We start from the raw sequence: 24,947 nt of genomic DNA, 5'->3' as shown, positions 1-24,947 counted from the left end.
CCGTTCTGGTTATCGTGTGTGCGCCATCATTATAGAGGAGCCGACTATAAAAAAGGGGATGGCGCGCCATCCCCTATTCTGCCCAAGTTTGCTTATTTGAAGCGCACTTTGCCCACCAGCCGCATCGTCAGCGTGGTTTCGCCCGGTTCGAAGCTCGGCTCCGTCACCGGCTCCGCAGCGGCGCGGGCAAACGCTGCCACGCTGGAGCCGGTGATCTGGACCCGCTCGGGATAATTGCCGGAGCCTTCAAAATCCACTGTATCGAGCGCGGCGTCGCTGACCTTGCGGCCCATGGCGGCGGCGATGGAAGTGACGCGCTCATTCAAGTTGAGATAGGTGGCGGCAATCCGCTGGTCATCCAGCTTTTTGCTGGTGGCCGGCGACAGGCCGAAGCGCAGCTGGTTAAGGCTCAATACGCTTTGCGCGGCGGCCACGGTTTTCGGCAGGCTGTCGAGGTTGGTCGTCACCAGTTGCACCGACTGGCCGACGCGCCAGGAAGTCGGCACGCGCGGCTTGCGCGGCTGGCCCGGTGGCGCCTGCACTTCTTCCGGATAGACCGGGTAGGTGTAGTAGTTCTGGGTTTTCAGGATGGCTTGCGGATCGGCTTTCTTCAGCAGCTCCACGCCCTGCTTCATCTTCTGGTTGACGCGTGAGGCGGCCGCGGCTTTGTCCTTGTCGTTTTCCTCGACCGACAGCGTGGCGGTGGCCTGGTCATTGACGTGGGTGACTTCGCCAATGGCAGGCACCACCACCAGCGTGCCGGCGGTCGGCAAGGTTTCCAGCGGAGCGGCGTGCGCGGCAATCACACACGCCGTCATGGCGGCGACAACGAGGTATTTCATTGCAAGCTCCAAACTGAATAAAAAGCCAACTTTACCTCATGTGTTGCCGCGAGACGCTTATTTGAAGCGAACTTTGCCCACAAGTTGCATCTGCAAGGTGGTCTCACCCGGCTCGAAGCTTGGTTCGGCCACGTCGGCAGTGTCGGCGGACTTCATGCGCATCATCATCGGCGCCGCAGCAGCGCGGGACTCCGTGTAATTGCCTGAGCCTTCAAAGTCGACCGTATCGAGCACGGCGTCGCCGACCTTGCGGCCCATGGCGTTGGCGATCGAGGCGATGCGCTCGTTCAGGTTTTTGTAGGTGGCGGCGATGCGCTGGTCATCCAGCTTCTTGGTGGTGTCCGAGGTCAGGCCGAAGTTGATGCTGTTGAGCGTTAGGATCTTCTGCGCGGCGGCGACGGTTTTCGGCAGTTTGTCCAGGCTGGTGGTGGTGACTTCCAGGTACTGGCCCACGCGCCACGACACCGGCACGCGCGGCTGCTTGGCCGGGCGGCCGTTGGCCAGCACGATTTCGTCCGGGTAGACCGGATAGGTGTAATAGCCTTGGGTTTTCAGGCTGGCTTGCGGATCTTCTTTCTTGACGATCTCCAGGCCCTGCTTCATCTTGGTGTTGACGCGCGAGGCGGCGGCGGCCTTGTCCTTGTCGGTTTCCTCAATCGCCAGCATCACGATGGCCTGGTCGTTGGCGTGTTTGACTTCGCCATAAGCCGGCACCACCACCAGCGTGCCGGTGGTTGGCAGGGCATCAGTCGGAGCGGCGTGCGCGCCCAGCGCGAAGGACACGGCGGCAGCGGCGGCAAGTTTTTTCATCAGGTTCATTACGGCTCCAAAGTTGGGATTACGACAAGCCGCACTGTACATGAATTTACAAAGCACACCTGTAAGACATGGTGAGTGTTTGTAACAAATTAAGTATTTTCTAATTATCGGGTTGCTATGATGAGAGATTAATGACGGAGGGCCGTGCTATGGCGATCGTGATCGAGTTTGCGTTCTACCTGTTAATGGAAGTCATCTTGTACGCCATCGGGCGCGTGGTCATCCCCATCATCTCGCTGGGCCGGGCGCGGGCGATCCATACCAAGCAGTTCTTCAGGCCCAAGCTAGTGACCTATGACGAGAAAACCGGCCAGATGCTGATCTCTACCGGCGGCGCTTCGCTGGTCGGCGGGTTGACACTGTGGAGTGCGCTCCTGCTGTGGTTCGCTTTGGCGCGCTGACGACTACTCAGCCCCGCCGGCGCTGCCATTCGTCGGCGATGTCGCCAATGGTGTGGGCGGCGCCGCTGCGTATCCACGCCATCAGGTCGCGGTCGAACTTGAAGTCGGGGCCGCACTGCCCGGTCAGGAAACGGCGCACGTTCTGGGTGTTTTTGTAGGTGGCGTCCACCACCGTCGCGCGCGAGATGGCGCCGCCGTGCCAGTCGAATGTTGTCATAGCACCAGCATAACGTAAAAAAAGCCGGCATGAGCCGGCTTTTTGTTGGAGCGGAAGTCGATTAGTTCTTCGACTGGTCGACCATTTTGTTTTTGGCGATCCAAGGCATCATGGCGCGCAGTTTGGCGCCGACTTCTTCGATCTGGTGCTCGGCGGTCAGACGACGACGCGAGATCAGGGTCGGTGCACCAGCTTTGTTTTCCAGGATGAAGGACTTGGCGTATTCACCGGTCTGGATGTCTTTCAGGCACTGACGCATGGCATCTTTGGTCGCCGAGGTCACGACTTTCGGGCCGGTCACGTACTCGCCGTATTCGGCGTTGTTCGAGATCGAGTAGTTCATGTTGGCGATGCCGCCTTCGTAGATCAGGTCGACGATCAGTTTCAGTTCGTGCAGGCACTCGAAGTACGCCATTTCCGGCGCGTAGCCCGCTTCGGTCAGGGTTTCGAAGCCGGCTTTGATCAGCTCGACCGCACCACCGCACAGCACGGCTTGTTCGCCGAACAGATCGGTTTCGGTTTCTTCGCGGAAGTTGGTTTCGATGATGCCGGCCTTGCCGCCGCCATTCGCCGAAGCGTACGACAGGGCGATGTCACGGGCCACGCCCGATTTGTCCTGGTACACGGCGATCAGGTGTGGCACGCCGCCGCCCTGGGTGTAGGTCGCGCGCACGGTGTGGCCTGGGGCTTTCGGTGCGACCATGATCACGTCCAGGTCGGCGCGTGGCACGACTTGACCGTAGTGCACGTTGAAGCCGTGGGCGAAGGCCAGTACCGCGCCTTGCTTGGCGTTCGGCGCGACGTTTTCGTTGTAAACCTGGGCGATGTTCTCGTCCGGCAGCAGGATCATGATGACGTCGGCAGCTTTGACGGCCTCGTTCACTTCAGCGACTTTCAGGCCGGCTTTCTCAACCTTGGTCCACGAAGCGCCGCCTTTGCGCAGGCCAACGGTGACGTTGACACCGGAGTCGCTCAGGTTTTGTGCGTGCGCATGGCCCTGCGAGCCGTAGCCGATGATGGCCACGTTTTTGCCTTTGATCAGGGAGAGGTCAGCGTCTTTGTCGTAGAAAACTTTCATGTTCATTCCTAGTAAATTCGTTATGTATGAGGTGCGTGCTGCTTAAACTTTGAGGATGCGTTCGCCGCGTCCAATGCCGGAACCGCCGGTGCGGACTGTTTCAAGAATCGAGGCGCGGTCGATCGAATCGATAAACGCGTCGAGCTTGCTCTTGGCGCCGGTCAGTTCAATCGTGTAGCTCTTTTCGGTGACGTCGATGATGCGGCCGCGGAAAATGTCCGCCGTGCGCTTCATCTCTTCCCGCTCCTTGCCCACCGCCCGCACCTTGATCAGCATCAGTTCGCGTTCGATGTGATGGCCTTCGGTCAGGTCCACCACCTTCACCACCTCGATCAGGCGGTTCAGGTGCTTGGTGATCTGCTCGATGATGTCATCCGAACCGGAGGTGACGATGGTCATCCGCGACAAGGTCGGGTCTTCGGTCGGCGCCACGGTCAGCGTCTCGATGTTGTAGCCGCGGGCCGAGAACAGGCCCACCACGCGGGACAGCGCGCCGGCTTCGTTTTCCAGCAATACAGAGATAATGTGTCGCATGTTAGAGATCCTCCGAACCCAGCAGCATTTCGGACAGACCCTTGCCTGCTTTAACCATCGGCCAGACGTTTTCCGATTGATCGGTAATGAAGTTCATGAACACCAGCTTGTCCTTCATCGCAAACGCGTCGCGCAGTGCGCCGTCGACGTCGCCCGGTTTCTCGATGCGCATGCCGACGTGGCCGTAGGCCTCCGCCAGCTTCTCGAAATTCGGCAGCGAATCCATGTAGGACTCGGAGTAGCGCGAACCGTAGTCGATCTGCTGCCACTGGCGGACCATGCCCAAGAAGCGGTTGTTCAGCATGATGATCTTCGGCGTCAGGTGGTACTGCTTGCAGGTAGCCAGTTCCTGGATGCACATCTGGATCGAACCTTCGCCGGTGATGCAGGCAACTGTGGCGTCCGGATTGGCCATCTGCACGCCCATGGCGTACGGCAGGCCGACCCCCATGGTGCCCAGACCGCCCGAGTTGACCCAGCGCTTAGGCTTGTCGAACGGGTAGTACTGTGCGGCCCACATCTGGTGCTGGCCGACGTCGGAGGTGATGAAGGCGTCGCCTTTGGTCACTTCCCACAGCTTCTGCACCACCGATTGCGGCTTGATCACCAGGTCGGAGGTGGCGAACTTCAGGCAGTCCTTGCCGCGCCATTCCTGGATCTGCTTCCACCAGTTCTTGAGCGCAGGCTGGTTAGGCTTGGCGTCCGACGCGTCCAGCTGCGCCAGGAACTCGATCAGCACGTCCTTGACGTTGCCGACGATAGGAATATCCACTTTCACGCGCTTGGAAATCGACGATGGATCGATGTCCACGTGGATGATCTTGCGCGGATGGGAGGCGAAGTGTTTCGGGTTGCCGATCACGCGGTCGTCGAAACGGGCGCCGATGGCGATCAGCACGTCGCAGTGCTGCATGGCCATATTGGCTTCGTAGGTGCCGTGCATCCCTGGCATGCCGACGAAGTTTTCGCTCGACGCTTTATACGCGCCCAGGCCCATCAGCGTGTTGGTGACCGGGAAGCCGAGCTTGTCCACCAGCTTGTTCAGTTCCGGCGCCGCACTGGCCAGGATCACGCCGCCGCCGGTGTAGATCATTGGGCGTTCGGCTTGCAGCAGCAGTTGCACTGCCTTGCGGATCTGGCCGGAGTGACCTTTGTCGACCGGCTTGTACGAACGCATCTCGACCTCTTTCGGGTACGAGAACGTCGTTTTGTGCATCGAGATATCCTTCGGAATATCGACCAGCACAGGGCCGGGACGGCCGGTGCGGGCGATGAAGAAGGCTTTCTTGACGGTCTCAGCCAAGTCCTTGACGTCCTTGACGAGGAAATTGTGCTTGACCACCGGACGGGTAATACCGACCGTGTCGCATTCCTGGAACGCATCCTGGCCGATCGCGTGGCTCGGCACCTGGCCGGAGATCACCACCATCGGGATGGAATCCATGTACGCAGTGGACAGACCGGTCACCGCATTGGTAACACCCGGACCGGACGTAACCAGTGCAACACCGACCTTGTTCGACGAGCGCGAATAAGCATCGGCGGCATGCACCGCAGCCTGCTCGTGGCGTACCAGAACGTGTTGGAATTTGTCTTGCTTGAAGATGGCGTCGTAGATGTACAGGACGGCTCCACCCGGATAGCCAAAGACGTGTTCCACGCCCTCTTCCGCCAGGCAGCGCACCAGTATTTCTGCGCCAGTCAATTGATTGCTGCTAAATGAAGATGCTTCGGTATTCATGAAACATTCCTTTCAAGGTCCATAGGAGATTGATCGGATGCTCTGTCCTGACGAAGTACAAATACCGCTACAGCTCTGCCCAGCGTCCCTTTACTTATGCGGTCGCACTGCCTCTTCCGTCAACCGTAGTGACGTGCAAAGCGGTGCTAGCGCAAACTCTCGTTTGGCCGGGTTTTCCGTAGTGGTTATGCGTACCTCTCGTACTTGTGGTACGGGCGAGAGCAAACTGCCTACATATGAAAGCGCGTCGTGTCGTTGCGGCGTTGTGTGCCTGCTGCGACCAGACCATAGAGCTTCGGGGTTGTTCAAAGCGTCCCATAAGTTACACCCGCCGCCCCCGTTTGGGCAAGGGATAATTCGGAAATTGATCAGTTTTGACGTAAAACCATGCAAAACACGACGTTTTTTGCTAGCATGCGCCTCAGTTCAAAAAACCCGGCAGCCCCCTTCCCGACGCATGGCCACAGACAAAGAATTATCCGACTTCCTCGAAAACGTCGAACGCCGGGCCTTCAAGCAAGCCGTCTACGCAGTACGCAAGGACGAATCCGCCCTGGACATCGTGCAAGACGCGATGATCAAGCTCGCCGAAAAATACGGCGACAAGCCGGCCGCCGAGCTGCCGATGTTGTTCCAGCGCATCTTGCAGACCACCATCCTCGACTACTTCCGCCGCGAAAAGGTGCGCAACACCTGGGTCAGCCTGTTTTCGGGCATGGGCCCGGCGGGAGAGGACCATGAGGACTTTGATATACTCGAATCCTATGCCGCAGAGGCCGGCACCGAGGCTGCCGAATCCGGCGCCGACAAGGTCGAACGCCAGCAAACCCTGGCACTCATCGATGCCGAAGTACAAAAGCTTCCGGCACGTCAACGCGAAGCCTTCCTGATGCGTTATTGGCAGGATATGGATGTAGCTGAAACTGCGGCGGCCATGGGCTGCTCAGAAGGCAGCGTCAAAACGCATTGCTCTCGTGCAACACATGCGCTGGCCGAGGCGCTGGCAGCCAAGGGAATTAAATTATGAACACCGACGATCTGAATTTCGCTTACAAAGTGCGCCACGCGCTCAATGAACAGCTGGACGAGCTGCCGGCCTCGACGACCGACCGCCTGGCGCAAGCGCGCAAGATGGCGCTCGCCCGCAAGAAAGCCCACGTGGAAGTGCCGCTGGCGGTGCGCGTGGCCAAGACCGAACTGGCTGCGGCCGGCGGCGGCTTCATGTCGCAATTCAACTGGCTGGGCCGCTGGAGCATGGTGGTGCCGGCGCTGGCATTGGTGATCGGCATGGTCGGCATCTATCAGTACGAACAGCAGGAACGCATCGCCGATCTGGCGGAAATCGACGCCGCCGTGCTGTCGGATGAATTGCCGCTGAACGCCTATCTGGACCACGGCTTCAACGCCTATCTGTCGCAAAGCGAGTAAGCCGATGGCATGGAGCGGTCGCGCCAAGCTGGGCGCAGGGGTAGCAGTGGCGGTGGTCGCACTTGGCGGCGCGGCCTGGCTGGGTAGCCAGCCGGATGCGCCGGAGCTGGTCAAGGCGCCGGTAGCGGCGGTGGCTGGCGCCAAGCTGGCCGGCAAGCCCCCTGAAAAAGTATTGTGGAAAGATCTGTCGCCTGCCCAGCAGCAGGCGCTGGAGCCGCTCGCCGGTGAGTGGGACCAGATGGAACCGATTCGCCGTCAAAAATGGCTGGGCATCGCCAAGCGCTACGCGCAGATGAAGTCGGATGAGCAGGTCCGCGTGCAGGAACGCATGCGCGAGTGGGTGCGCATGACGCCGGAAGAACGCCGTCAGGTGCGCCAAAACTATGCCCGCGCGCAGAAGCTGAATCCGTCGCAGAAGGCGGTCTCGTGGGAAGAGTATCAAACGCTGTCGGACGAGCAGAAGAAAGAGCTGGCCGCGCGCGTTTCCACCCGCAAGCAAGTGGTCAATCTGCCGACGCCGGCACAGGCCAAGATGCACTCGCCGGCGCCGGTCAAGCCGGCCGCGCCGCCAGCCGCACCGGTGATCGTGCCGGTGACGCCCGCCGCCGCGCCGGTGACCGATCCGAATGCGCCGCTGCCGAACGCGTCCAACGTAACGCCGATTCCGCCGACCTCCACGCCGCCAACCCAAGGCACGCCAGCCGATGTCAAATAACGTGGTTACCACCTGCCCGACCGTCAAGCGCCGCCTGATTTCGATGGTGTACGAATCGCTGCTCGGCTTTGCCGTGCTGTTCCTGCCGTTCCTGATCTTCGAGATCGCCACCCACGCCAGCCATGCGCCGCTGATCGAGCACATGCGGCAGGCGCTGGCCTTCGTGGTGCTGGGCTTCTACTTCATCCACCAGTGGACCCGCGACGGCCAGACGCTGGCCATGAAAACCTGGCGCATGAAGCTGGTGGGCGCGAACGGCGGCCCGGTGTCGCCGCGCGCCGCCGCCGTGCGCTACCTGCTGAGCTGGATGTGGATCTTCCCGGCGCTGCTGGTGGCGCTGGCGCTGGACCTGCATCGCTGGCCGGCGCTGGGTGCGATCCTGGCCGGCATCCTGCTGTGGTCGCTGACTGCCTTCCTCGACAAAGACCGCCAGTTCCTGCACGACAAACTGGCCGGCACGCGCCTGGTGCAACTGCCGCCGTTACCAAAGAAAAAGAAAGCCGCAGCGCCGGTGTAATTTTCTCAATCTTTCGTGGCAGAATAGGTTTTTTCTGCCATCAAGGACCGAAAATGAAACCTGTCGTCTACGGCGTCGCATTTGCTCTCGCCGCTTCCTCCGCCTTTGCCGCCGACATCCCGCCGGCCCCAGTCGCCCGCGTCGCCCCAGTCACCGACACCTACTTCGGCGAAACCATCACCGACCGCTATCGCTGGATGGAGAACGACAAGGACCCGGACTGGCTGCCCTTCCTCAAGCAACAAAACGCCCACACCCGCGCCATCCTCGACACGCTGCCCAAGCGCGACGAACTGCTGAAACGCATCCAGCAACTGTCCGGCGATATCGCTGCGCCAGCGCGCGTGGAAAAAAGCGGCACACGCCTGTTTTACCAACAGCGCCCGGCCGGCTCAAACAACTTCAAACTGTTCGTGCGCGAGGGCGGCAAGGACCGCGTGCTGGTCGACCCGACCAAGCTCGATACCAAGACCAGCCACGTCTCGCTGGACTGGTGGCACGCCTCGCCGGACGGCAGCAAACTGGTTTATGGCTTATCCAAAGACGGCAGCGAAGACTCGGTGCTGCACATCATGGACGTCCGCAGCGGCACGGTGCTAAAGGAACGGATCGTCAACACACAAGGCGCGGAACCAAGCTGGCTGGCCGACAGCTCCGGCTTCTTCTACAACCAGCTGACCGGCGCCGTGAACACGCCCGAACGTTTCCTCGACTCGCAAGTGCGCTTCCACAAAATCGGCGCCGATGCGGCCAAGGATCCGATCCTGATGAAGCGCGGCCAGGACGCCGCCGTCCAGTATGAAAAAATCCAGGCGCCGTATATCTACACCACCGCGCATTCCAACTACGCCGTGCTGGTGCTGGCCGACGTGCGCCAGGAACGCCGCATCTACACCGCGCCGTTGAAAGACACGCTGGCCGGCAAAGCCAAATGGCAGCCGGTGGCCGACTTTGCCGATGAAGTGACCGATATCGACTCGCACGGCGACGACCTGTATCTGCTTTCGACGAAAGGCCATCCGCGCGGCCGCCTGCTGAAGACTTCCGCCAAGTCGCCAGCGCTGGCCAGCGCGCAGGAAGTAGTTCCGGAATCCGACCTGGTACTGCAAGGCCTGGCGCGCGCCAGGGACGGCTTGTACATCCGCGCCATGGACGGCGGCATCGGCAAGCTGCAACGCCTCGGCACGGACGGCAAAGTAACCAGCATCGCCCTGCCCTTCGACGGCACCTTGGGCTCGATCGACGCCGACGCCGATGCTCCGGGCGCGCTGGTGATCCTGTCAGGCTGGCTGCAGCCAACCGGCATCTGGTCGGTGAGCGCGGACGGCAAGCTGGCCGATACCGGCATCACCCCGAAGCCGGCGATCGACGTCAGTGCCTACACCACCGAGCGCCGCTTCGCCACCGCCAAGGATGGCACCAAGATTCCGTATTCGCTGATCTACAAAAAAGGCCTGAAGCTGGATGGCAAAAATCCCGCCTTCATCTCGGCCTACGGCAGCTACGGCGCGGCGGCCTATACGCCTTCATTTGCGGGGCGCACCTTGGCGCTGGTAGATCAAGGCGCGGTGGTCGGCTACGCGAATGTGCGCGGCGGCGGCGAGTTTGGCCGCGAGTGGCATCGCGCCGGCCAGCTGGAAAACAAGCCGAATACCTGGCGCGATTTAATCGCCGTGTGTGAAGAGATCCAGGCCAAGGGCTACACTTCGCCGGCGTACCAGACCATCGGCGGACGTTCGGCCGGCGGCATCACCATGGGCCGCGCGCTGGAGGAACGTCCGGACCTGTTTGCGGCGGTGATCTCCGGCGTGGGCTGGCACAATCCGCTGCGCTACGTGGCCGAGCAGAATGGCTACGGCGAAGAACCTGAGTGGGGTGCGATTGCCGATCCGGCAGGATTCAAGGCGCTGAAGAGCATCGACAGCTATCAGCAGGTAGTGGACGGGACCAAGTATCCGGCGGTGCTGCTGACCACCGGCGTGACCGATCCGCGCGTGGCGCCGTTCCATCCGGCGAAGATGGCGGCGCGTTTGCAGGCCGCCACCGCGAGTGGCAAGCCGGTACTGCTGCGGGTAGATTTTGATGCAGGCCACGGCATGGGCTCAACCCGCGCGCAGCAGGATGCGGAAGCTGCCGATACCTACGCCTTCATCCTGTCGCAAACGGCGGGCGCCGCTGCGAAGTAATCAGAAGCGCTCGTAGCCTTGCAGGTAGCGCCATTCGCCTGACGGCAGGCTGGCCATGGAGATGCGTCCCACGCGGATGCGCTTCATGGACACCACCGTCAGGCCGACTTCCTTGCACAGCTTCTCGATCAATCCCAGCTTGGCGTTCTTCATGGCGAAGCGCAAGCGTGTTTCGTTCTGCCAGCTTACCTTGCCGTTGATCTGGTTCAGCTGCTGCAAGCCGCCTTCGATGATGGCGCCAGAGACTTCAACAATAATCTCCTGTTCCAGCGATTCTTCCGACAGCTTGCGGTTGACGCGGAAGTCCTGCGTGAAGACCACCAGGCCACTGGCCTTGGTATCCAGCGGAACCATCTGCTCCTGGCCGGTAATGTGGCGCTTGAGGAAGCGCTGGCCAGGCGAGGAACGCGTCAGCGTCTCTTCCTTCAGCAGATGCAGCGGCTGCGCCGCGCCGGCTGGCTTGTGCAGCAGAATGGTGACCGGCACGATCTCCAGCAGCGTCGCATTCTCGGCGATGGCGATCTGCTGATCCGGCGCGACGCGCGCACCGGCTTCCTCAACCAGCTTGCCATCGACGCTGACAAAGCCGCCTTCGATGTACAGCTCCGCTTCGCGGCGCGAGCACTGGCGTTCTTCCATCACACGCTTGGACAGGCGGACGGTGTTGTCATCATTATCCAAAGAAGTCTCCAAACACGGTGATGGCGCGGTCGATGTCGTCGCGCGACGCGTCCATGTGGGTGACGATGCGCAGACGCGGCGCCATCGACATGCGGATGCGCGTCAGTTCCAGCACATCGCTCAGACCCTGCTGAACAAATTGCGGAATGTCGACATAGAAGATATTGGTCTGCGGCGTGCTGACCTTGAGTCCACGCATCTTCGCCAGCTCGCCGGCGAAGTAGGCAGCGTTGTCATGGTCCTCGGCCAGGCGCGGGATGTGGTGTTCCAGCGCGTACAGGCCAGCGGCCGCGATGACGCCGGCCTGGCGCATGCCGCCGCCCAGCATCTTGCGCCAACGCTTGGCTTCCTTGATCAGCGGCTTGGTACCCAACAGGACCGAGCCGACAGGCGCGCCGAGGCCTTTGGACAGGCACACGGACACCGAGTCGAATCCTTTGACGATCTCGCGCGGGCTCACGCCCAGCTTGACCGCCGCATTGCAGACGCGCGCGCCGTCGAGGTGCGTGGCCAGGCCGCGATCGTGCGCCAGCTTGGTCGCCTGCTGCACGTAGTCCATCGGCAGCACGCGGCCGTTGATGGTGTTCTCCAACGCCAGCAGCTTGGTGCGTGCAAAGTGGAAATCATCTGGCTTGATGTACGACGCGATGTCGTCCAGCGCGATGCTGCCGTCAGCCTGATTGATGATCGGCTGCGGCTGTATGCTGCCCAGCACCGCAGCGCCGCCGCCTTCGTAGCGGTAGGTATGCGCTTCCTGGCCGACCAGATATTCGTCGCCACGTCCGCAGTGCGCCAGCAATGCCAGCAGATTGCTCTGCGTGCCGGATGGCGCGAACAGCGCATCTTCAAAGCCGAACAAATCGGCCGCATATTCCTGCAGGCGATTCACGGTCGGATCGTCGCCGTAGACGTCGTCACCAACTTCGGCGACATTCATGGCAGCGCGCATGGCGGCGCTGGGACGCGTGACGGTGTCACTGCGCAGGTCGAGCCAATTCTCCATTACGCTACCTCTTCTTCGGCGAAGAAACGGGTGTTCATCTCTTGCAGGCCAACCGTCTCCAGCACCTCTTTCAGGCGCTCGGACGGACGCTTGCGCGGCAGGTTTTTGTAGGTGGCGATGATCAGCTCATTCTTCATCGAGTGTTCCCAGCCTACCAGTTCGGTCACGGTGACGTCGTAGCCATGCGCTTCCAGTTGCAGGCAGCGCAGCACGTTGGTGATCTGGCTGCCGAATTCACGCGTGTGAATCGGGTGGCGCCAGATTTCGGTCAGCGCGGACTTGCCCAGCGACTGACCTTTATTTTTCTTCAGTACCGAAGCCACTTCGGCCTGGCAGCACGGCACTAGCACGATGTGCTTGGCCTTCTTCTTCAGCGCGAACTGGATGGCGTCATCGGTCGCCGTGTTGCAGGCGTGGAGCGCGGTGACGACATCGATCTGCTCCGGCAGCAGTTTCGATTCAGTGGACTCGGCCACCGACAGCGGCAGGAAGGACATGCCGGGGAATTCAAATTGCTTGGCCAGTTCCTGCGAACGCGCCACCAGTTCTTCGCGCGTCTCGATGCCGTAGATGTGCGAGTCGTTTTGCAGCGCCTTGAAGAACAAGTCGTAGATGATGAAACCGAGGTAGGACTTGCCGGCGCCGTGATCGACCAGCGACACGTTGTCCTTCTTGGCCAGCACTTCCTTCAGCAGCGGCTCGATGAACTGATACAGGTGGTAGACCTGTTTCAGCTTGCGGCGGCTGTCCTGGTTCATCTTGCCGTCACGCGTCAGGATGTGCAGTTCCTGTAGCAGGGCTACGGTCTGGCCTTCGCGGATCTCGGGCATGTTGTCGGCGCTGGTGACGGTGGCGCCGATCTTCTGGACGGGTTTCTTGGGCTGCTTCATCGCTTGGTCTCAGTGACCGCCTTCGCTCGCGTGATTGATGGTGTACTTCGGAATTTCGACGACCAGGTCTTCGTCCGCCACCACGGCCTGGCACGACAGGCGCGACACGGCTTCCAGGCCCCAGGCTTTATCCAGCAGGTCTTCTTCGGTTTCGTTGGCTTCGTTGAGCGAGTTGAAACCTTCGCGCACCAGCACGTGGCAGGTGGTGCAGGCGCAGGATTTTTCGCAGGCGTGCTCGATGTGGATGTCATTCTCCAGCATGATGTCGCACAGCGTCTTGCCGGCTGGGGCGTCGATCACGGCGCCGTCCGGGCACAGTTTTGCGTGGGGCAGGAATACGATTTGTGGCATGGTTAAACTCTTTATCTATTTTTTAAACGACTTGGTCCAGCGCTTTGCCGGCCAGCGCGCTGCGCACGCTGCGGTCCATGCGACGCGACGCAAATTCTTCAGTGCCGTGGGCCAGCGCTTCCACCGCCGCTTTCACGGCCAGATGATCGACCGCGCCGGTCTGCGACTGCGCGACGATGTCGCGGGTGTGCGCCATCACTGCATCAACGGCGACGCGTTCTTCGTCCGACAGCAGCGCCGCGTCTTCGTCCAGCGCCGCTTGGGTCGCCAGCAGAATGCGTTCCGCTTCCACCTGTTCTTCACGCAGCGCGCGCGCCTTCATGTCGACATCGGCCGAGGCATGCGACTCCATCAGCATGCGCGCCACATCATCATCCCCCAGGCCATACGATGGCTTGACGGTGATCGACGCTTCAACGCCCGAACGCAGTTCGCGCGCGGACACCGACAGCAGGCCGTCCGCATCCACCTGATACGTGATGCGGATGCGCGCCGCGCCGGCCGACATCGGCGGAATGCCGCGCAGCTCAAAGCGCGCCAGCGACCGGCAATCGGCCACGAGTTCACGTTCGCCTTGCAGCACGTGCACCGCCAGCGCGGTCTGGCCATCCTTGAAGGTGGTGAACTCCTGCGCGCGGGCGCAAGGAATGGTCGAATTGCGCGGGATGATTTTCTCTACCAGGCCGCCCATGGTCTCAATGCCCAGCGACAGCGGGATCACATCCAGCAGCAGCCAGTCGTCGCCAGCGGCGCGGTTGCCGGCCAGCAGATTGGCCTGCACGGCGGCGCCAAGCGCTACGACCTTATCCGGATCGATGTTGGCGTGCGGCGTGGTGTGGAAATGCTCGCTCACCGCGCGGTGCACGTGCGGCATGCGCGTGGCGCCGCCGACCATGACTACGCCATCGACGTCGTCCGCATCGACATTGGCGTCGCGCAGCGCTTTCTTGATGGCCTTCATGGTCTTGTCGATCAGGTGTTTGGTGATCTCCTGGAAGGTCTCGGCGGTGATGGTGATGTGCACCTGCTCACCCGACTTCAGCGCGGCGTCCACCGTCACTTCGTCCTTGGTGGACAGCAGTTCCTTGGCTTCGCGCGCTTTCACCATCAGCACGGCGGTGTCTTCGTCCGACAGCGGCGCCAGTTTTTCTTGCTGATGAATATGGCAGAACAGGCGGTGATCGAAATCGTCGCCGCCCAGTGCGGAATCGCCGCCGGTGGCCAGCACTTCAAACACGCCTTTGCTCAACTTGAGGATCGAGATATCGAAGGTGCCGCCACCCAGATCGTAGACGGCGTAGATGCCTTCCGAACCGTTATCCAGGCCGTAGGCGATAGCGGCAGCAGTCGGCTCGCTCAGCAGGCGCAGGACATTCAGGCCGGCCAGTTGGGCCGCATCCTTGGTGGCCTGGCGCTGCGCATCGTCGAAATAAGCTGGCACGGTGATCACCGCGCCGACCAGGTCATCGCCCAGCGAATCTTCGGCGCGCTGGCGCAGCGTGGCCAGGATCTGCGCCGACACTTCCACCGGACTTTTCACGCCGGCGACGGTCTTGAGCTGCACCATGCCAGGCGTGTCCTGGAAATCGTACGGCAGGTTTTCCGCGTAGGCGATATCGGCCAGGCCGCGGCCCATGAAGCGCTTCACCGAGACGATGGTATTTTTCGGATCGGTGGTCTGCGCAGCCTGCGCCTTGTAGCCGATGTTGGCATGACCATTAGGCAGATAGCGCACCACCGACGGCAGCAGCGCGCGGCCGTCTTCGTCGTTCAGCACTTCTGGAATGCTGTTGCGCACAGTCGCCACCAGCGAATTGGTGGTGCCCAGATCGATGCCCACCGCCAGCCGGTGCTGGTGCGGTGCGGTCGACATGCCTGGTTCGGAAATTTGCAGAAGTGCCATTTAATTTTCAGTCTTCAGTAATTCGTCCAGGAATTGATCAACTCCTGATGTTCTATAACGTACCGTTTCCAGTAGATCTCGTACTTCTCTCGACGACGCAAACGAATAGGCGACAGCGCCATCATCATCCAACAACGCTAGACAAGGTATTTCAACCCACTTAGATTCCACATCGGTGGGCACTAACGTCAACGCAACCGTTTGTTTTGCGATGTAGACCTCCGTCGGCGTGCGGCGCCGGCGCTCCTGGAACAAACCTAACTTACGCCCCAGGTATTCAGCTTCAAAATACAATGGGAATGTCGAGTCGGTACCCTCAGTTAATTTTTTCGATGGCGTAGCCTTGGTCCACGACAAATCACCAAAGTGAGTAAGCTTAAGTATCTTAAGAACTGCTTCTTGGAATTTATCGTCGCTCATTTGTTACTCCACGCACTGTCGCCTAGTTCATTCTCCAATGAACGAAGCAGGCCACGGCCACGATTATATAATTCAGATAACTCATCCTTCGACAACTGCCGCACACGCTTGCTCTGCCAAAAATGAGGATCGAATCCCAATGGCCGCATGAAACCCAAAAACTTGGCCACCTCGCTCCGAGACTCACCCTTCATCCTGCGTTTGACCGTTTTTAAATCGGCGACCAGATGATTAAGCGCGGTCCCGATTTGTATCCGATGTCTGATAGGATCATTCAACCCTTCATTAAGCGCCTGAAGTGAACTGTCGATCTTCTCAATCAAACCCGGCATGGTCGCTTTGAAAAGATATTTGCGCTCAATCTGCCGCAGCTTCAGCAAGGCATAAAACGATGCAAATGCACCGAATATCTTGATGATTTCAGCGAGAGAATGCAAACCATCGGCGTATGCCGCAATGAAATCTCTAAAAGACTGCCATCCGGCTTCAAGCATGGTGCCGTGCCCCGGTATTAGTTTTCTTCGATGGATGCGAAACTGTGTTCGATTTCTTCCTTAAACTTTTCTAAAAACATCAGCGCGCGCACGCCTTGTGCGGCGGCGGCGTAGTCGGCGGCGTTGATCTGCTGCTCGATCTGCGCCAGCTGTTCTTTGCGGGCGTTGCGCAGTTGCTTGTCGAGCGACTCCAGCGCATCGCTATCCTTGCCGGCGCGGGCGTCGCCCAGTTCTTCGCGCCATTCCATCTGCTGCATCAGGAAGGCCATCGGCATCGAAGTATTCGACTCCGTCTGCAAATCGACGCCAGCCAGCTCGCACATGTACTGCGCGCGCTTCTGCGGATTTTTCAGGGTCTGATAGGCTTCGTTGGCGCGGGTGGCCCACTGCATGGCGACGCGCTTTTCGGCGTCGGTGGCATTGACGAATTTGTCGGGATGGACGCGGCCTTGCACGTCGCGGTAAGCGCTGTCCAGCGCGACCGCGTCTACGGCAAACTGCAAAGGCAGGTTGAAGAGCTCAAAGTGATTCTGCATGACGGCTTAGACGCGGAAGCTTTCACCGCAACCGCAAGCGTCTTTTTCGTTCGGGTTGTTGAACTTGAAGCCTTCGTTCAGGCCTTCGCGGGCGAAGTCCAGTTCCGTGCCGTCGATGTACGGCAGGCTTTTCGGATCGACGAATACCTTCACGCCGTGCGATTCGAAGACGCTGTCTTCGTCGGTCACGTCGTCCACGTATTCCAGCTTGTAGGCCATGCCCGAGCAACCGGTGGTGCGCACGCCGAAGCGCAGACCGATGCCCTTGCCGCGGCGTTCGATGTAGCGGTTGATGTGTTTCGCTGCTTTTTCGGTCAGGGTGACTGCCATTTGATTCTCCCGCGCCCCGGCGTGAAGCCGAGGCGACGTGTCGTAATGATTACGCTGCTACGGTGGCGTGCTTGTTCTGGTAGTCCAGCACAGCGGCCTTGATGGCGTCTTCCGCCAGGATCGAGCAGTGGATTTTCACTGGCGGCAGCGCCAGTTCTTCGGCGATCTGGGTGTTCTTGATGGCCAGTGCCTGGTCCAGGGTTTTGCCCTTGACCCATTCGGTCACCAGCGAGCTCGATGCGATCGCCGAACCGCAGCCGTAGGTCTTGAATTTGGCATCTTCGATCAGGCCATCGGCGCCGACCTTGATTTGCAGTTTCATGACGTCGCCGCAGGCTGGCGCGCCAACCATGCCGGTACCGACGCTGTCGTCGCCTTTTTCGAAGGCGCCAACGTTACGTGGGTTTTCGTAGTGATCCAGTACTTGTTCCGAGTAAGCCATTTTGATGCTCCTGTATCTTGAAAAATTAGTGGGCTGCCCATTGGATCGAGCTGATGTCGATGCCTTCTTTGAACATATCCCACAGCGGCGACAGTTCACGCAGTTTGTGTACCTTGGACTTCATCAGTTCAATCGCGAAATCGATGTCGGCTTCGGTGGTGAAACGGCCGATGGTGAAACGGATCGAGCTGTGCGCCAGTTCGTCGCTACGACCAAGCGCGCGCAATACATAAGATGGTTCCAGCGAGGCCGAAGTACAAGCGGAGCCCGACGATACCGCCAGGTCTTTCACCGCCATGATCAGCGACTCGCCCTCAACGTAGTTGAAGCTGACGTTCAGGTTGTGCGGCACACGGTGGTCCATGTCGCCGTTGATGTAGGTTTCTTCGATCTCTTGCAGACCTTTGGCCAGGCGGTCGCGCAGCGATTTGACGCGGGCGATTTCGCTGTCCATTTCCACTTTCGCCAGGCGGAAGGCTTCGCCCATGCCGACGATCTGGTGGGTTGGCAGCGTGCCCGAACGCAGGCCGCGCTCATGGCCACCGCCGTGCATTTGCGCTTCGATGCGCACGCGCGGCTTGCGGCAGACGTACAGCGCGCCAATGCCTTTCGGGCCATAGGTTTTGTGCGCGGTGAAGGTCATCAGGTCGACCTTGGTTTTTTGCAGGTCGATGACCACTTTGCCGGTCGCCTGGGCGGCGTCGCAGTGGAAGATGATGCCTTTCGAGCGGCACAGTTCGCCGATCGCGTCGATCGGCTGGATCACGCCGATTTCGTTGTTCACCAGCATGACCGAGATCAGGATGGTGTCCGGACGAATCGCGGCGGTCAGCTGCTCGATGGTGATCAGGCCGTTGTCCTGCGGTTCCAGGTAGGTCGCTTCAAAACCCTGGCGCTCCAGTTCACGCACGGTGTCCAGCACAGCTTTGTGCTCGGTTTTCACGGTGATGATGTGCTTGCCCTTGGTTTTGTAGAACTGTGCCGCGCCTTTGATGGCCAGGTTGTTCGATTCGGTGGCGCCGGAGGTCCAGATGATTTCGCGCGGGTCGGCGTTGACCAAGGCGGCGACGTTGGCGCGCGCCTCTTCCACGGCCTTCTCAGCAGTCCAGCCGTACATGTGGCTGCGCGAGGCCGGATTGCCGAACTGCTCGCGCAGGTACGGAATCATCGCATCGGCGACGCGCGGATCGATCGGCGTGGTGGCCGAGTAGTCCATGTAGATCGGGAAATGCGGCGCGGTCTGGAATTTCACGTCAGCGATGTTTTTTTCTGGGGCGTTCATCTGGTTACTCCGTTATCTATCCGTATGGGCACAGGGGCTTACACTGCGGCGTGGTTGCCGTTGCGGTGCATATGCACCACGTTCTGTGCCGCGTCCTTCTGCTTTTGTTGATCGACCAGATCCTGCAGTGAGACGGAATCCAGATAATCAACCATTTTTTCGTTCAGCGTGGCCCACAGTTCGTGGGTCATGCAGCGCACGCCGCTGGCGGCATCGGCGCCGTGACAGTTTTCCTTGCCGCCGCACTGCGTGGCGTCCAGCGGCTCGTCGACGGCGATGATGATGTCGGCGACGGTGACTTTATCGGCGCGGCGAGCCAGGCTGTAGCCGCCGCCCGGGCCGCGGATCGATTCGACGATCTCGTGGCGGCGCAGCTTGCCGAACAATTGTTCCAGGTAAGACAGTGAAATTGCCTGACGCTGGCTGATGCCGGACAGCGTGACCGGGCCCTTGCCCTGGCGCAACGCCAAGTCAATCATCGCAGTCACAGCAAAACGGCCTTTGGTGGTCAGACGCATCACTACCTCGGTTGGATTAAAATATCGACCTCATCGCCAATCACAAAGCCTGATTAGTTGATCGAATTAGTCAAGTATACCAAACTTTAATAAAGCTTGCTGGTCGGCCCTCGGTTTTAGCCCTGGAGCAGGCGCATCGGCCGGAACAACTCGTGCATGGCCTGATTGCCTATGAAACTGAGGTTGTAAGGATGCTCCGCGACGATCTGCGGGAAATCTTTCATTACCGGCAACTTACTCAGCAATTCGGCGATTTTCCCCCACAGCACCATGGTCGGCACGGTGTTAGCCTGTTTGGCCAGGCCCGCCATTACGGTCTGGAAGAACGGCAGCCAGGCCTTGGCATCCTTGACCGGCGCCACGTGGCTGCGGAACACCAGCGACGCGTTCAGCAGCAGGAAGCCCTGCTCGGTCAGCTTGTGCTGCATATCGGCCAGCGTCAGGATGTGGCTGCCGGCGCCGCTGCGCGCCCGGGCCGAGACGGCCGCCATGGCGTCGCCAGCGGTATTGCTCAGCTGAAGCTGGCCATCGGCCACCAGCAGCATCTTCATAAAGTTGCGCAGCGAGGTGGCCTTGTTGACCGGCTTCGATAGGCCACCGCCGATTTCCTCCGACCACAGGCCGCCAACCGCCCCATCCATGAAACAGACGCCGGTGGCGCTCTCTGCTCGCGGATATGGTCCTTCGCCGACCAGTACATACTTCACCTGATTGAGCGGCAGTGCGAACGCGGCAAACAGGCGTTGCTCGGTCGGCAGGTACTGGTCCTGCGCCAGCTGCGGCAGGTAGTCGGGCGTGGCCGCCATCATGGCTTCCAGCCCCTCGATCAGCAGCGGGCGCCAGGAAACATCGGCGCGCTGCAGCGCCTCCAGGATGGTGCTTGGAATCGTCATGAAGAGAAATGCTTTCGGGGAAAGGCGAGATTGTAACGCGCCGGGCACCCCAATGGCACTTTCTGATGGGAAAGTGTTAATATAATTTTCGAATAAATGGCTTACTTTGAGGAATACATGGGTCGTCAACGCTGGATTGCCGCTGCGCTGCTGTTATTGATGACGAGCGCCGGCGCGCAGACCGCTTCCGCCCCGGTGCTGGAAGAGGCGCTGGACGCGCCGACGCGCGCGCACATCATCAACGAATATGCAAGGCGGCTGACCGAGCAGCATGTGGACGGTCCGCGCGCCAAGGCGGCGGCCGACGATCTGCGCAAGCGTCTGGCGCGCGGCGAGTATGACGATCAACTGACCGCGCGGGCGCTGGCGGCGCGCGTCACCCGCGACGTGGCGGCGGTGGCGCCGGACCGGCATACCTATCTGGAATGGGTTCCGTATGACCTGGGCGACGAGCGCCAGCGTCCTGTGCCACCGGCACCGTCGGCCGACAACTTCGGCCTGCGCCGCTTTGAATTGATGGCCAACAATATCGGCTACCTGAAAATTACCCGTTTTGCGCCGCTGGACCGGGCCTCCATCGAGGCGGCCGGCCGTTTCATGGCGCAGGCGGCCGACTGCCCTGCCCTGATCATCGACGTGCGCGACGCCGGCGGCGATGGGCAGGCGATGGCGGCGCTGCTGTCGAGTTATCTGCTGGTCGACCAGCGCAGCTATATTTTCCGGGACAAGCAACTGCACCTGCACGACCAGATCGACCGCGAAGGCCACGTCACGGCCGAGTATTGGACCACGTCGGATGTGGCGGGCAAGCGCTTCGGCGGGTACAAGCCTTTGTACGTGCTGGTCAACGAGAAAACCAACAACGCGGCCGAAGGCTTTGCCTACGATTTGCAGCAGTACGTGAAGCGCGCGGTAGTGGTCGGCGCGCCGACCTTGGGCGATGCGCGGGTCGGCGTCAAGCAGCGCATCTCGCGCCAGCTGCAGACCTCGATTGCCGTCACGCGCGCCAGCAACGTGATTACCCGCGCCAACTGGGAAGGCATGGGTGTGCAACCGGACCGCATGACCACTTCCGGCGCCGCGCTCGACACCGCGCTTCAGCTAGCCCGCGACGCCATCCTCTTCCAGCCAGCCACCGGCAAAGCCCGCGCGGCGCAGTCCGCTCCGTAACGCGGCGTTCTCGCGCATCAGGCTCCACGGAAAATCATGCAGGTGGTTTTCCACCATGATGACGGTCGGGCCTTCGTTGATGCCGAAATGGTAGGGAGACACCCAGCGCCGCCCGCCCCGGCCCTGGTGAAACACGGTGGAAAACGACGCCTTGAAGCCGTACTTGTTCTGCTCGCACAAATGCAGTCCTTGGTAGTGCTCGATGCTGGGCAGGACGATTTCCGGCGCGAACGGCAGTGACGCTGCCACCGCCCATGGCGCCAGCGTGCCGTCGTCCGGGCCGTATGGCGCGCCGCGCCCGACGTAGTCGTAAAACTTGCGCTGGATGCCGTCGATCTTGCGCGTGGCTGGTCCGGGTCCGTCGCTGGCCGTGATGCCCCAGCAAAGCTCGCCATACTCCGGAAAGCCGAGTGGGTTGTCGATGGCGTAGCGCTGCTGCACATGGGTGGCGCGGCGGCTGTTCTCGAAATAGTCGAGGTCATGTGCGCGCATGAAGTCGTCGCGGATGCCGCGCAGGTCCAGCCAGATGTGTGACATCTGGTGGATGAACAGCGGCCCGGCATACAGGTAGTCGATACCGTAGACCGACTTCCATTCATAAGTGCTGGACCAGGCATCGTAGCTGTCGCGCTCGATCGGAAAGGTCGGCGAGCCCAGCGCCAGCACGTACAGGATCAGGGCTTCGTCGTAGCCCTCCCAATACCAGCGCAGGAACCCCTTGCCCGGCTTCCAGCCGTGGCATAGCAGGCGCTTGCGGCCGCGCATCCATTGCCAGTCGACACGGCGATACAGCATGTCGGCCAGTTCGCGGATCTCGCGTTCCTCGGGCGCGTCGGCGCTGAAGTAGCCGGCGGCGGTTAGCATGCCGGCGATCAGCAAGGCGGTGTCGATGCTGGACAGTTCGCAGTCCATCACCCGCTGGCCGCTGTCCATGTGCAGGAAGTGGTAATAAAAGCCCTTGTAGCCGGTAGCGGTCGGCGCCTCGCTTTGTTCGCTGGCGGCGAAAAAGCGCAGCGTGGTCAGCGTGCGCGCGATGGCGTCCTCACGCGGCATGCAACCGCGCTCGACGCCGATCGGATAGACCGTCAGCGCCATGCCGACGGCGGCAATGCTGGCCGGCCAATCATCGGCCGTCTTGTCCCGAATCAGACCGTTAAGCGGATTGACCTCGTTAATGAAATAATTAAACGAGTCCTTTTGCAATTTGTGCAGCAGAGCCTGCGAGTCGCCGGAAGTCATGGGGAAATCTGCGTGATGCCGAAGCTTGCATACTGGCACAGCGCGCAACCCCGGTATGTACTTCAGCGCACCAACCGGGACCACGGAAGCTATTCGGCGTCCGGCTGCTGCGCAGGGTGTGCCTGCTGGAAAGCGGGCAGTTCGTTGCAGGCAGCGTGGATGCGGGCGATGGTCGGGTATGGCGCCAGATCGACGCCGAAGCGCTGGGCGCTGAACACTTGCGGCACCAGGCAGCAATCGGCCAGGGTCGGCGTGTCGCCATGGCTGTAGCGGCCGGTGGCCGGATCGTTCGCCAGCAAGGCTTCCAGTGCGGACATGCCGGTACGCAGCCAGTGCTGCTGCCATGCGAGTTTGACGTCGTCCGGCACCGCGAGTTCCCCGGTCAGGTATTTCAGCACGCGCAGATTGCCGAGCGGATGGGTATCGGCCGCCACGGTCAGCGCCAGCGCACGCACGCGGGCACGGCCGGCCGGGTCCGACGGCAGCAGCGGCGTTTGCGGCTGCGTCTCTTCCAGATATTCGATGATGGCCAGCGATTGGCCGATGACGTTGCCATCATCCTCCAGCGCCGGCAACAGCATGGCTGGGTTGATGGCGCGGTAGGCGTCGCTCAGTTGTTCGCCGCCGTTGCGCAGCAGGTGCACCGGCGCGGCATCGTAGGCAATGCCCTTGAGGTTGAGCGCGATGCGCACGCGGTAGGCGGCCGAACTACGGAAATAGGTGTAGAGCTTCATCAGCCGCGCTCCTGGTAAGGGGTGACGGTTTGTTCGATGGCGCCGAAGATGCTGGCGCCCTGCTCGTCTTTCATTTCGATGCGAACGCTGTCGCCGAATTTGAGGAAGGCGGTTTGTGGCTTGCCGGTCTCGATAGTTTCGTACATGCGCACTTCCGCCAGGCAACAGTAGCCGACGCCGCCGTTGGCAATGCTCGATCCATGAAGACCGCCCTGCTTGTTAGACACGGTGCCGGAGCCGATGATGGTGCCGGCCGCCAGTTCGCGCGTTGCGGCAGCATGCGCCACCAGTTGGCCGAAGTTAAAGGTCATGTCTTCGCCGGCGTTGGGCTTGCCGAATGGCTGGCTGTTGAGGTCGACCAGCAGCGGCAGGTGCAGCTTGCTGTCGGCCCAGTGCGCGCCGAGTTCGTCCGGCGTAACGGCCACCGGCGAGAAGGCGCTGGCCGGTTTGGACTGGAAGAAGCCGAAGCCTTTCGCCAGTTCGTTCGGAATCAGGTTGCGCAGCGAAACGTCATTGACCAGCATCACCAGGCGGATGGCTTGCGCGGCATCCGCCTGCGTGGCGCCCATGCGGACGTCGCCGGTGATAACAGCCACTTCAGCCTCCAGGTCGATACCCCACTCTTCCGACAGCGCGTAGATCGGATAGCGCGGGCCGACGAAACTGTCCGAGCCACCCTGGTACATCAGCGGGTCGGTATAGAACGAGGCCGGCACGTCGGCGTTGCGCGCCTTGCGCACCAGTTCGACGTGGTTGATGTAGGCCGAGCCATCCGCCCATTGGTAGGCGCGCGGCAGCGGCGAGTGGCATTGCTGTTGATCGAACGGCTTGGCATCGATTGCCTCGCCGCTGTTCAGCGTGGCGTAGACCTGCTGCAGGCGCGGCGCGACCAGCTCCCAGTTGTCGAGCGCGTGCTGCAGCGTGGCGGCGATCTTCGGCACGTGCTGGTAGTGCGACAGGTCGCGGCTGACCACCACCAGGCGGCCATCGCGGCTGCCGTCTTTTAGCGTGGCCAGCTTCATGCGTGGTCTCCGGCCGGCGCGTGCATCCAGGCCGCGTGGCTCGGCGCTTTCCTGGTTTGCGACCACTCTTCCAGCATCGCCCATTTGACGTCGTCCAGCTTCTGCATCATTTCCGGCGTGGCGGTGTTGCACGCCAATTCCAGACGGTGACCGTTCGGATCGAAGAAGTAGATCGATTGGAAAATGGTGTGATTGACCGGGCCGATGACGTCGATGCCGGCGGCGACCAGGCGCTCCTTGGCGGCCAGCAGCTCATCCATGCTGTCGACTTCCATCGCCAGGTGTTGCACCCAGGCGGGCGTGTTCTGGTCGCGGCCCATGTCCGGCTGGGTCGGCAATTCGAAGAAGGCCAGCACGTTGCCGTGGCCGGCATCCAGGAACACGTGCATGTACGGATCCGGCGCCTTGGTGGAAGGCACTTCGTTTTCGGCTATCGCCAGTACGAAGTCCATATTCAGGTGTTTGACGTACCACTCGACGGTTTCTTTGGCGTCTTTGCAGCGGTAAGCGACGTGGTGTATCTGTTTGATTTTCATAGCTGTCTCCATCTTGATGTCCGCA

The 24,947-nt window shown here is 60.9% G+C and carries 30 protein-coding genes; 7 read left to right on the top strand and 23 right to left on the bottom strand.

All coding sequences use genetic code 11. The features are described 5' to 3' along the window. Nucleotides 1-92: 92 nt before the first annotated feature. Complete coding sequence (locus tag GTP69_RS04265; protein WP_161053705.1) at nt 93-842, bottom strand: SIMPL domain-containing protein; 750 nt, start codon at nt 840-842, stop codon at nt 93-95. 57 nt (nt 843-899) lie between these two features. Next, nucleotides 900-1,661 carry an SIMPL domain-containing protein gene (locus tag GTP69_RS04260; protein WP_161053704.1) on the bottom strand — a complete coding sequence of 254 codons (762 nt, stop codon included), beginning with the start codon at nt 1,659-1,661 and terminating at the stop codon, nt 900-902. A gap of 149 nt (nt 1,662-1,810) precedes the next feature. On the opposite strand from GTP69_RS04260, the gene GTP69_RS04255 reads away from it, so the two are divergent. After that, the gene (locus tag GTP69_RS04255; RefSeq protein WP_161053703.1) at nt 1,811-2,062 is read left to right on the top strand and encodes a hypothetical protein; all 252 of its coding nucleotides are present in this window, start codon (nt 1,811-1,813) and stop codon (nt 2,060-2,062) included. A gap of 7 nt (nt 2,063-2,069) precedes the next feature. On the opposite strand, the gene GTP69_RS04250 is transcribed toward GTP69_RS04255, so the two are convergent. The 4 genes from GTP69_RS04250 to GTP69_RS04235 all read right to left on the bottom strand — a co-directional run bounded on the left by GTP69_RS04250 (nt 2,070) and on the right by GTP69_RS04235 (nt 5,632). After that, entirely contained in the window at nt 2,070-2,279 is a 210-nt protein-coding gene (locus GTP69_RS04250; RefSeq protein ID WP_161053702.1) for a DUF6434 domain-containing protein, read from the bottom strand. A 61-nt stretch (nt 2,280-2,340) separates the two neighbouring features. Continuing rightward, nucleotides 2,341-3,357, bottom strand: a complete 1,017-nt coding sequence (gene ilvC / locus GTP69_RS04245; protein WP_110849006.1) for a ketol-acid reductoisomerase — start codon at nt 3,355-3,357, stop codon at nt 2,341-2,343. A 42-nt stretch (nt 3,358-3,399) separates the two neighbouring features. Beyond that, on the bottom strand, nt 3,400-3,891 hold the full coding sequence (ilvN, locus tag GTP69_RS04240; RefSeq protein ID WP_110849007.1) for an acetolactate synthase small subunit: 492 nt from the start codon (nt 3,889-3,891) through the stop codon (nt 3,400-3,402). A 1-nt stretch (nt 3,892) separates the two neighbouring features. Then, nucleotides 3,893-5,632: an acetolactate synthase 3 catalytic subunit gene (locus GTP69_RS04235; protein WP_161053701.1), complete on the bottom strand. Its 1,740-nt coding sequence runs from the start codon at nt 5,630-5,632 to the stop codon at nt 3,893-3,895. A gap of 457 nt (nt 5,633-6,089) precedes the next feature. On the opposite strand from GTP69_RS04235, the gene GTP69_RS04230 reads away from it, so the two are divergent. The 5 genes from GTP69_RS04230 to GTP69_RS04210 are packed head-to-tail and all read left to right on the top strand — an operon-like array spanning nt 6,090 to nt 10,478. Next, nucleotides 6,090-6,659, top strand: a complete 570-nt coding sequence (locus tag GTP69_RS04230) for an RNA polymerase sigma factor (protein WP_161053700.1) — start codon at nt 6,090-6,092, stop codon at nt 6,657-6,659. Continuing rightward, the gene (locus tag GTP69_RS04225; RefSeq protein WP_161053699.1) at nt 6,656-7,060 is read left to right on the top strand and encodes a DUF3619 family protein; all 405 of its coding nucleotides are present in this window, start codon (nt 6,656-6,658) and stop codon (nt 7,058-7,060) included. The genes GTP69_RS04230 and GTP69_RS04225 overlap by 4 nt, the downstream gene beginning before the upstream one ends. Nucleotides 7,061-7,064: 4 nt before the next feature. Beyond that, a complete protein-coding gene (locus GTP69_RS04220; RefSeq protein WP_161053698.1) occupies nt 7,065-7,775 on the top strand; it encodes a DUF3106 domain-containing protein in 711 nt (236 codons plus the stop codon). Next, complete coding sequence (locus GTP69_RS04215) at nt 7,765-8,292, top strand: RDD family protein (protein WP_161053697.1); 528 nt, start codon at nt 7,765-7,767, stop codon at nt 8,290-8,292. Before GTP69_RS04220 ends, GTP69_RS04215 begins: the two co-directional genes overlap by 11 nt. A gap of 53 nt (nt 8,293-8,345) precedes the next feature. Then, nucleotides 8,346-10,478 carry a prolyl oligopeptidase family serine peptidase gene (locus tag GTP69_RS04210; protein ID WP_161053696.1) on the top strand — a complete coding sequence of 711 codons (2,133 nt, stop codon included), beginning with the start codon at nt 8,346-8,348 and terminating at the stop codon, nt 10,476-10,478. On the opposite strand, the gene GTP69_RS04205 is transcribed toward GTP69_RS04210, so the two are convergent. The 13 genes from GTP69_RS04205 to GTP69_RS04145 all read right to left on the bottom strand — a co-directional run bounded on the left by GTP69_RS04205 (nt 10,479) and on the right by GTP69_RS04145 (nt 20,221). After that, on the bottom strand, nt 10,479-11,117 hold the full coding sequence (locus tag GTP69_RS04205; RefSeq protein WP_161053869.1) for an RNA pseudouridine synthase: 639 nt from the start codon (nt 11,115-11,117) through the stop codon (nt 10,479-10,481). Nucleotides 11,118-11,151: 34 nt separating this feature from the next. Next, nucleotides 11,152-12,162, bottom strand: a complete 1,011-nt coding sequence (ltaE, locus tag GTP69_RS04200; RefSeq protein WP_161053695.1) for a low-specificity L-threonine aldolase — start codon at nt 12,160-12,162, stop codon at nt 11,152-11,154. Then, nucleotides 12,162-13,052, bottom strand: a complete 891-nt coding sequence (locus GTP69_RS04195) for a class I SAM-dependent methyltransferase (RefSeq protein WP_110849015.1) — start codon at nt 13,050-13,052, stop codon at nt 12,162-12,164. Before GTP69_RS04195 ends, ltaE begins: the two co-directional genes overlap by 1 nt. Before the next feature lie 9 nt (nt 13,053-13,061). Then, a complete protein-coding gene (gene fdx, locus GTP69_RS04190; RefSeq protein WP_161053694.1) occupies nt 13,062-13,403 on the bottom strand; it encodes an ISC system 2Fe-2S type ferredoxin in 342 nt (113 codons plus the stop codon). A 22-nt stretch (nt 13,404-13,425) separates the two neighbouring features. After that, nucleotides 13,426-15,306, bottom strand: a complete 1,881-nt coding sequence (hscA, locus tag GTP69_RS04185; protein ID WP_161053693.1) for a Fe-S protein assembly chaperone HscA — start codon at nt 15,304-15,306, stop codon at nt 13,426-13,428. Beyond that, a complete protein-coding gene (locus tag GTP69_RS04180; RefSeq protein ID WP_161053692.1) occupies nt 15,307-15,726 on the bottom strand; it encodes a hypothetical protein in 420 nt (139 codons plus the stop codon). Beyond that, entirely contained in the window at nt 15,723-16,220 is a 498-nt protein-coding gene (locus GTP69_RS04175) for a hypothetical protein (protein ID WP_161053691.1), read from the bottom strand. Before GTP69_RS04175 ends, GTP69_RS04180 begins: the two co-directional genes overlap by 4 nt. Nucleotides 16,221-16,237: 17 nt before the next feature. Further along, nucleotides 16,238-16,756, bottom strand: a complete 519-nt coding sequence (gene hscB, locus GTP69_RS04170) for a Fe-S protein assembly co-chaperone HscB (RefSeq protein ID WP_161053690.1) — start codon at nt 16,754-16,756, stop codon at nt 16,238-16,240. 6 nt (nt 16,757-16,762) lie between these two features. Then, on the bottom strand, nt 16,763-17,086 hold the full coding sequence (gene iscA / locus GTP69_RS04165; protein WP_110849019.1) for an iron-sulfur cluster assembly protein IscA: 324 nt from the start codon (nt 17,084-17,086) through the stop codon (nt 16,763-16,765). A 49-nt stretch (nt 17,087-17,135) separates the two neighbouring features. Beyond that, nucleotides 17,136-17,528, bottom strand: a complete 393-nt coding sequence (iscU, locus tag GTP69_RS04160; protein WP_110849020.1) for a Fe-S cluster assembly scaffold IscU — start codon at nt 17,526-17,528, stop codon at nt 17,136-17,138. A 25-nt stretch (nt 17,529-17,553) separates the two neighbouring features. Then, the gene (locus tag GTP69_RS04155; protein ID WP_161053689.1) at nt 17,554-18,810 is read right to left on the bottom strand and encodes an IscS subfamily cysteine desulfurase; all 1,257 of its coding nucleotides are present in this window, start codon (nt 18,808-18,810) and stop codon (nt 17,554-17,556) included. 38 nt (nt 18,811-18,848) lie between these two features. Continuing rightward, nucleotides 18,849-19,328 (bottom strand): Fe-S cluster assembly transcriptional regulator IscR, encoded by a 480-nt coding sequence (gene iscR, locus GTP69_RS04150; RefSeq protein WP_110849022.1) that lies wholly within the window; start codon nt 19,326-19,328, stop codon nt 18,849-18,851. 116 nt (nt 19,329-19,444) lie between these two features. Then, nucleotides 19,445-20,221, bottom strand: a complete 777-nt coding sequence (locus tag GTP69_RS04145) for a uracil-DNA glycosylase family protein (protein ID WP_161053688.1) — start codon at nt 20,219-20,221, stop codon at nt 19,445-19,447. A gap of 117 nt (nt 20,222-20,338) precedes the next feature. Between GTP69_RS04145 and GTP69_RS04140 the strand changes: the two genes are divergently transcribed. Further along, nucleotides 20,339-21,391 (top strand): S41 family peptidase, encoded by a 1,053-nt coding sequence (locus tag GTP69_RS04140; protein WP_161053687.1) that lies wholly within the window; start codon nt 20,339-20,341, stop codon nt 21,389-21,391. Here GTP69_RS04140 and GTP69_RS04135 read toward each other — a convergent pair. From GTP69_RS04135 to GTP69_RS04120, 4 genes are all read right to left on the bottom strand, one after another. Continuing rightward, nucleotides 21,323-22,630, bottom strand: a complete 1,308-nt coding sequence (locus GTP69_RS04135) for a glucoamylase family protein (protein WP_161053686.1) — start codon at nt 22,628-22,630, stop codon at nt 21,323-21,325. The two genes, GTP69_RS04140 and GTP69_RS04135, sit on opposite strands and share 69 nt — an antisense overlap. Nucleotides 22,631-22,719: 89 nt before the next feature. Next, on the bottom strand, nt 22,720-23,364 hold the full coding sequence (gene maiA, locus GTP69_RS04130) for a maleylacetoacetate isomerase (RefSeq protein ID WP_161053685.1): 645 nt from the start codon (nt 23,362-23,364) through the stop codon (nt 22,720-22,722). Continuing rightward, nucleotides 23,364-24,386, bottom strand: coding sequence for a fumarylacetoacetate hydrolase family protein (locus tag GTP69_RS04125; RefSeq protein ID WP_161053684.1), 1,023 nt, complete (start codon nt 24,384-24,386; stop codon nt 23,364-23,366). The genes maiA and GTP69_RS04125 overlap by 1 nt, the downstream gene beginning before the upstream one ends. Continuing rightward, nucleotides 24,383-24,922: a VOC family protein gene (locus tag GTP69_RS04120; RefSeq protein ID WP_161053683.1), complete on the bottom strand. Its 540-nt coding sequence runs from the start codon at nt 24,920-24,922 to the stop codon at nt 24,383-24,385. Before GTP69_RS04120 ends, GTP69_RS04125 begins: the two co-directional genes overlap by 4 nt. Nucleotides 24,923-24,947: the final 25 nt, after the last annotated feature.

The sequence above is a fragment of the Duganella levis genome, assembly GCF_009857605.1.
GTDB lineage: Bacteria > Pseudomonadota > Gammaproteobacteria > Burkholderiales > Burkholderiaceae_D > Rugamonas > Rugamonas levis.
Note: the sequence above shows the minus strand (reverse complement) of the source record. Positions and strands in the feature narration are given on the sequence as shown.

Bases quoted from the DNA above. Each gene is read 5' to 3' on its own strand.
- GTP69_RS04220 (WP_161053698.1), top strand. From the start codon at position 7,065: ATGGCATGGAGCGGTCGCGCCAAGCTGGGCGCAGGGGTAGCAGTGGCG.
- GTP69_RS04180 (WP_161053692.1), bottom strand. From the start codon at position 15,726: ATGAGCGACGATAAATTCCAAGAAGCAGTTCTTAAGATACTTAAGCTT.
- iscA (WP_110849019.1), bottom strand. From the start codon at position 17,086: ATGGCAGTCACCCTGACCGAAAAAGCAGCGAAACACATCAACCGCTAC.
- ilvC (WP_110849006.1), bottom strand. From the start codon at position 3,357: ATGAAAGTTTTCTACGACAAAGACGCTGACCTCTCCCTGATCAAAGGC.
- GTP69_RS04210 (WP_161053696.1), top strand. From the start codon at position 8,346: ATGAAACCTGTCGTCTACGGCGTCGCATTTGCTCTCGCCGCTTCCTCC.
- GTP69_RS04195 (WP_110849015.1), bottom strand. From the start codon at position 13,052: ATGAAGCAGCCCAAGAAACCCGTCCAGAAGATCGGCGCCACCGTCACC.
- ltaE (WP_161053695.1), bottom strand. From the start codon at position 12,162: ATGGAGAATTGGCTCGACCTGCGCAGTGACACCGTCACGCGTCCCAGC.
- GTP69_RS04260 (WP_161053704.1), bottom strand. From the start codon at position 1,661: ATGAACCTGATGAAAAAACTTGCCGCCGCTGCCGCCGTGTCCTTCGCG.
- GTP69_RS04215 (WP_161053697.1), top strand. From the start codon at position 7,765: ATGTCAAATAACGTGGTTACCACCTGCCCGACCGTCAAGCGCCGCCTG.
- fdx (WP_161053694.1), bottom strand. From the start codon at position 13,403: ATGCCACAAATCGTATTCCTGCCCCACGCAAAACTGTGCCCGGACGGC.
- GTP69_RS04235 (WP_161053701.1), bottom strand. From the start codon at position 5,632: ATGAATACCGAAGCATCTTCATTTAGCAGCAATCAATTGACTGGCGCA.
- GTP69_RS04230 (WP_161053700.1), top strand. From the start codon at position 6,090: ATGGCCACAGACAAAGAATTATCCGACTTCCTCGAAAACGTCGAACGC.
- GTP69_RS04205 (WP_161053869.1), bottom strand. From the start codon at position 11,117: ATGGAAGAACGCCAGTGCTCGCGCCGCGAAGCGGAGCTGTACATCGAA.
- GTP69_RS04125 (WP_161053684.1), bottom strand. From the start codon at position 24,386: ATGAAGCTGGCCACGCTAAAAGACGGCAGCCGCGATGGCCGCCTGGTG.
- GTP69_RS04135 (WP_161053686.1), bottom strand. From the start codon at position 22,630: ATGACTTCCGGCGACTCGCAGGCTCTGCTGCACAAATTGCAAAAGGAC.
- GTP69_RS04120 (WP_161053683.1), bottom strand. From the start codon at position 24,922: ATGAAAATCAAACAGATACACCACGTCGCTTACCGCTGCAAAGACGCC.
- hscB (WP_161053690.1), bottom strand. From the start codon at position 16,756: ATGCAGAATCACTTTGAGCTCTTCAACCTGCCTTTGCAGTTTGCCGTA.
- hscA (WP_161053693.1), bottom strand. From the start codon at position 15,306: ATGGCACTTCTGCAAATTTCCGAACCAGGCATGTCGACCGCACCGCAC.
- GTP69_RS04145 (WP_161053688.1), bottom strand. From the start codon at position 20,221: ATGACGATTCCAAGCACCATCCTGGAGGCGCTGCAGCGCGCCGATGTT.
- GTP69_RS04175 (WP_161053691.1), bottom strand. From the start codon at position 16,220: ATGCTTGAAGCCGGATGGCAGTCTTTTAGAGATTTCATTGCGGCATAC.
- ilvN (WP_110849007.1), bottom strand. From the start codon at position 3,891: ATGCGACACATTATCTCTGTATTGCTGGAAAACGAAGCCGGCGCGCTG.
- GTP69_RS04250 (WP_161053702.1), bottom strand. From the start codon at position 2,279: ATGACAACATTCGACTGGCACGGCGGCGCCATCTCGCGCGCGACGGTG.
- GTP69_RS04140 (WP_161053687.1), top strand. From the start codon at position 20,339: ATGGGTCGTCAACGCTGGATTGCCGCTGCGCTGCTGTTATTGATGACG.
- iscR (WP_110849022.1), bottom strand. From the start codon at position 19,328: ATGCGTCTGACCACCAAAGGCCGTTTTGCTGTGACTGCGATGATTGAC.
- GTP69_RS04265 (WP_161053705.1), bottom strand. From the start codon at position 842: ATGAAATACCTCGTTGTCGCCGCCATGACGGCGTGTGTGATTGCCGCG.
- GTP69_RS04255 (WP_161053703.1), top strand. From the start codon at position 1,811: ATGGCGATCGTGATCGAGTTTGCGTTCTACCTGTTAATGGAAGTCATC.
- GTP69_RS04155 (WP_161053689.1), bottom strand. From the start codon at position 18,810: ATGAACGCCCCAGAAAAAAACATCGCTGACGTGAAATTCCAGACCGCG.
- iscU (WP_110849020.1), bottom strand. From the start codon at position 17,528: ATGGCTTACTCGGAACAAGTACTGGATCACTACGAAAACCCACGTAAC.
- GTP69_RS04225 (WP_161053699.1), top strand. From the start codon at position 6,656: ATGAACACCGACGATCTGAATTTCGCTTACAAAGTGCGCCACGCGCTC.
- maiA (WP_161053685.1), bottom strand. From the start codon at position 23,364: ATGAAGCTCTACACCTATTTCCGTAGTTCGGCCGCCTACCGCGTGCGC.